Source organism: Archangium sp. (genome assembly GCF_036388035.1).
In the GTDB taxonomy this organism is placed as follows: Bacteria; Myxococcota; Myxococcia; order Myxococcales; family Myxococcaceae; genus Archangium.
On record NZ_DASVSO010000370.1, the window covers coordinates 1 to 5,128 of the forward strand.

Annotated in this window: 4 protein-coding genes; 2 read left to right on the forward strand and 2 right to left on the reverse strand. The window is 69.3% G+C overall.

What is annotated here, in order from left to right:
• Positions 1 to 365: 365 nt before the first annotated feature.
• On the forward strand, positions 366 to 767 hold the full coding sequence (locus VF697_RS15045; protein WP_331095534.1) for a response regulator: 402 nt from the start codon (positions 366 to 368) through the stop codon (positions 765 to 767).
• A 1-nt stretch (position 768) separates the two neighbouring features.
• On the opposite strand, the gene VF697_RS15050 is transcribed toward VF697_RS15045, so the two are convergent.
• On the reverse strand, positions 769 to 2,070 hold the full coding sequence (locus VF697_RS15050) for an HAD family hydrolase (protein ID WP_331095536.1): 1,302 nt from the start codon (positions 2,068 to 2,070) through the stop codon (positions 769 to 771).
• Between the two features lie 221 nt (positions 2,071 to 2,291).
• Here VF697_RS15050 and VF697_RS15055 point away from each other — a divergent pair, with 221 nt between their 5' ends.
• Positions 2,292 to 4,439: a dipeptidyl-peptidase 3 family protein gene (locus VF697_RS15055; RefSeq protein WP_331095538.1), complete on the forward strand. Its 2,148-nt coding sequence runs from the start codon at positions 2,292 to 2,294 to the stop codon at positions 4,437 to 4,439.
• A gap of 41 nt (positions 4,440 to 4,480) precedes the next feature.
• On the opposite strand, the gene VF697_RS15060 is transcribed toward VF697_RS15055, so the two are convergent.
• The coding region (locus VF697_RS15060; RefSeq protein WP_331095540.1) for a hypothetical protein at positions 4,481 to 5,128 on the reverse strand (648 nt) is incomplete at its 5' end.

Sequence of the window (5,128 nt, forward strand, 5' to 3'; positions counted from 1 at the left end):
GGCCATCGCCGTGGGCGCTCCGGACGAGGTGGAGACGGTGTTCAAGGTGCTGGAGCACCTGTCCGCCAACCCGGACCACGGCGTGAAGCGCGAGCCGGGCACCAGCCTCTTCGACGCGCGCTACCGCGCGAGCTGACCCGCGCTCCCGAGCCAGTCCGGACAGCCACCTGATTGGCGCGGTGGCTGCCGAGGCCTGGGAGGCAATCCGGTTTCCGTACGAGAGCAGACGCCTCGAGTATCGGACGCTACACAGGCCTACATTCACTCTGTTCAGTCCTCAGCGTGCCAACGGTTCCTCGCCACTGCGGGTGGCGACACCAGGACTTTCAGGGAATGGAATGAATTCTCCAGATGAGGGGATTCCCATGAAGCGCACCGTGCTACTCGTCGAGGACAGCAACACCATCCGGCACATCCTCAAGGTCTACCTGATGAAGTTGGATCTGAACTTCCTCGATGCGGACCGGGCCGAGCAGGGGCTGCGGCTGCTGGAGACGCACCCCGTGGATCTCGTCATCGCGGACTTCAACATGCCGGGCGGAATGGATGGCCTGGAGTTCGTGCGCCGGGCTCGCGCGAGCGAGCGCGAGCGGGTGCGTCAGGTGCCTGTCGTGCTGCTCACCGGCGGCAAGGCGCCGGACCTCGAGGCCAAGGCCCTGAAGGCGGGCGTCTCCGAGTTCGTCCGCAAGCCCATCTCCATCGATGCGCTCGCGGCCGTGGTTCGCCGCAACCTCGCTCCGTCCGAGAACGTGGACCTCGTCGCCTGAGCTACGGCAGGGCGTAGACCCGATCCTCGTAGTCCTGGGTGAAGCGGGTGCCCACCTCGTTGGTGAGGGGCTGTCCGGCGGCGTCCATGGCGGTGGTGCAGGGGTAGTTGGCTCCCTTGGCGCGAGGCTGGACGAACATGGGCTGCACCAGCCACTTGCCCTCGTGGTTCGCGTAGGCGTTGCACATGAGCTGCACCTTGGCGCGGTTGATGGCCAGCTTGAGATGCGTCGCGTCCTGCACGAAGGCAAGGTCCGTGTCCGAGTCCCCGGCCGCGAAGACCTGGCGCTTGCTCGCGTCCGGCTGGCGGGCCAGTTGCTGCTCGGCGGGCTGGTGGAAGATGACCTTGTTGATCCAGCAGCGCTTGCCCTGGTCATAAGTGATGAGCGTGTCCGTTCCATGGGCCACGGAGCCACAGCCCTGGAGCCGAGGCGTCACGCGGCCCTGCGCGTCCGTCATGGGCCGGATGCCAATCACCCGGTTGGCCTTGATGCCGACCAGCTCCTCGGAGACGGCGTCGATGACGAACTGGGGCGAGGCGGTGACGACCCAGACGTCGAAGCCGTTGTCCTGCAGCGTCTCGATGAGGTCGACCATCTCCTCGTACACCTGGACGTGGTAGGCGAGCCCGGCGGTGGTGCCCACCGTCTGCGTGGTGCCCGGCGGGTTGAAGGCGTTCTCCGCGTAGGCGGCCCGAGCGAACGAGCGGAGCTCCTCGGGGGTGTAGCCGGCCTGGAGCTGGGCCACCCAGGCATAGGCGGTGTTGAGGGTCAGGGTGATGGGGTTGTTCCAGGCCGCCTGGCCCGACCGCGTCCTGCCCTGGTTGTAGATGCTGACGAGCTCGTCCGCGCACTCCGTGCGGACGCTCGTCTGGAGGGGCTCGCCCGGGTTCGCGGCGAGGTCACAGGCCGTGTTGAGGGCCGCCCGGGCCTGGGTGGTGAGGTGGGAGCTGGTGGTGCTCCAGTCCTTGTCGAGCGGCTGGCGCACCTTGTCGTGCCGGACCATCCAGAAGAAGGTGGCGTCCCCCAGGTCGTTCTTCACGATGGTGTTGTCCCAGTCGAACACGGCCACGGGACGGTTCTTCGGATCGAACCTGGGGCTGGCGATGCCCAGGGATTGGACCATCTCGTTGAGCCGCGTGCGGTTCTCCGGGAGCCAGCGCCCGACCTTGTCGTCCAGGAGGCGCACGGGCCTGGGGACGTCGTCCTGTCCGGCGGCTCCCGTGGGGCCCTGGGGACCTTCGGGGCCTTGGGGGCCCTCGCAGGCGAGGACACCGGCGGTGAGCCATCCGGCGAGTGCGAGCATGGGAATGCGGAATCCTGCGAGGCTTCGGGAGAAGGTCGTCATGAGCGTGTCCTGAGAGGGGGCGACGAGGCCCCCCCGAATCGTAGGAGAAGGCATTCCCGGCGCGATAGGGGACCTGGGCAGCCAGCTCCAAGCTGGCGTCAGCCCTGCCCCTTCCACCGCTGGTGACACGCTCTCTCGGATGCTAACCAGGGTGCCGCTGAACGTTCCCCGGAGCCTCCGTGAAAGCCCTCTTCCTGGCGGCGGCACTCGCCGCCACTCCGCAGGCGAAGCCCTCCCAGCCTCCGACGCCGAGCACTCCTCCGGCGGCCACGGCGACGCCCGCCTCCACCGGGCCGTCCTTCCTCGTGTCGAGGCTGGGCCATGACGCCATCGTCCGCATGTACGCGCCGGGCGTGCCCGCGCTGTCCAGGGACGAGAAGCGCGTGGCCTGGTACCTCACGCTCGCGGCCCACGCGGGAGAGGAGATCGCCTATGACCAGCTCGGCTGGGACACGGTCGCCCTCAAGCGGCTGCTGGAGGGCGTGTACCTCTTCGGCCTCGAGGGCGGGGCGGAGCCGGGCTCCTTCAATGCGAAGCTGACGGAGTACCTCGCGCGCTTCTACGGCCAGACGGGCAACCACGATCAGGTGACGGGCCAGAAGTTCGTCCCCACCTTCACCCCGGCCGAGCTGGAGGCCGCGGCGCTGCGGGCGCTGAAGGCTGGCGCTCCGTTTGGCGTGAAGGACGAGGCGACGCTGAAGGCGTGGCTGGGTGGGTTGAAGCCCGCGCTCTTCGATGCCAGCCATGAGCCGCAGCTCACCTCGAAGGCACCGCCGGCGGGCCAGGACATCCTCACGGCCTCGGCGAACACGGCCTATGGGCGGGGCGTGACGGTGAAGGACCTGGAGGGCTTCCAGGAAAAGCACCCGCTCAACTCGCGCGTGGTGAAGGTGGACGGGACGCTGGTGGAGCAGGTGTTCCGCGCCGGCACGCCCGAGGGGAAGGTGCCGCGCGGGCTGTACGCGGAGGAGCTCTCGCGCGTCATCGCCCACCTGGGCGAGGCGGCGAAGTCGGCGCCGAAGGACCAGAAGGCCGCGCTCGAGAAGCTGGGGCGCTACTTCCAGACGGGCGACCTGAAGGACTGGGACGCCTACAACATCGCGTGGCTGAAGGCCGACCCGAGGGTGGACGCGAACATCGGCTTCATCGAGACGTACGTGGACCCCCGTGGCCAGAAGGGGCAGTGGGAAGCGCTCGTCAACTACCGCGACGCCCACGAGAACCGGGTGATGGAGCTCATCGCCCGCCGGGCGCAGGACTTCGAGAACCGGATGCCCTGGCCGGACGCGTACAAGCGCAAGAAGGTAGTCAGACCGGTGGCCAAGGCCATCAACCTGGTGACGAGCCTCCCGGGGCCGCCGGCCGGCATCAACCTGCCCAACGAGCAGGCCATCCGCGAGAAGTACGGCAGCAAGAGCGTGCTGGTGAGCAACGTGATGGAGGCCGCGGCGGCGATGAAGCGCTTGCCGCTGGCCATCGAGTTCTCCCGCACGCCCGAGGAGGCCGAGCGGGCGCGCAGGTACTCCGTCACCGCGCGCAAGTGGCTGGTGGCCTTCCACGAGGTGATGGGGCACGCCTCGGGGCAGGTGGACGCGAAGCTGGAGGGCAATCCCTCGCGCTACCTGAAGGAATACGACAACACGCTGGAGGAAGCGCGGGCGGATCTGGTGGCACTCTGGCACGCCTTCGACCCGTCGCTGGCCGAGCTGTCGCCGGACCACGAGCGCATCGCCGAGCAGATGTACCGCGACTTCTTGGTGGAGGGCCTCACCAACCTCAACCAGGTGCGGGAAGGGGACGCCTTCGAGGAGGACCACCAGCGAGGCCACCACATGACGGTGCGCTACCTCCTGGAGAAGGGCGTGGTGAAGCAGGTGACGGAGGGCGGCGAGGGGGGCCAGCTGGGGCGCACGTCCTGGGTGGTGGAGGATTACGGGAAGATGCGCGCGGCGGTGGGCGAGCTGCTCGCGAAGCTGATGGTCATCAAGGCCACCGGGGACTACGAGGGCATCCGGACGCTGGTACAGGAGAAGGGCATCCGGTTCGACCCGAAGCTGCGCGACGAGGTGGTGGCGCGCATCCGGGCGGTGGAGGTGCCGGCGGACCTCCTGCTCATCTCGCCCCGGCTGGTGCCCGGGGTGGACGCGAAGGGGCGGCTGGTGGACGTGCAGGTGCGGCACGACCAGGGCTTCATCGAGCAGCACCTGGAGCGGAGCGTGCTCGGCCGGCTCCCGCCCGCCGAGGCCACGCGGGTGGCGGCCCGGCTCGCGGCCTCACCCGAGGCGCTGAAAGAGGAGTACCGGAAGCTCCCACCGCCGAGGCGGTAGCCGTGAGAATGATTTACGCTTCTTCATCCCCAGGGATCCGCTCAGCCGCCGCAGGCGGGACATTTGGGACGGCCGGTGGCCTGCGGGACACATGTCTCGCACAGCACGTGGAGCCGCTCGTCGCACAGGGCGGGCCGCTCGGTGGTGCCCGCGCAGCCCTCGCAGGGCAGCCGGTCGAAGCCGTGTGCCCCCGCGGGCAGTCGCAGCAGCAACTCTCGCTCTCCCTTGCGCCGCCGGACGCGCAGCCGCACGTGCACCACCGGTACCGCGACCCACAGTGCCGCCGCCAGCCGGGTGTGCACGCGCAGGGTGAAGCGCTCCGCCAGGTCCCTCAATTTGCTGTCGCGCTCGGCCAGCAGGTGCCGCACCTTGGTTTCCACCGTCGCTGCGTCCACGCGTCGCCGGGGTGCCCGGGACTCCGCCACCATCGCCGCGTAATACTCGGCCATTCGCTCGTGATCCCGCGCGTGCCGCCGGGCCGTGGCCTCCCTCACTCCCTCGAGTGCCCGCAGCGTCACTCCCGGCGCGTAGCGCACCAGCCACCGCTCCGCTTCGGGCACTCCCACCAGCCTCGGCCACGGTGCCAGCGCGCCCTCCGACTCCACCTCGCAGGCGGCCAGGAAGCCCTCGTCGGGCACCGCCCCGTCCTGCGCCTGCACCGCCAGCGTCACCACGCCCTCGTGCCGCTC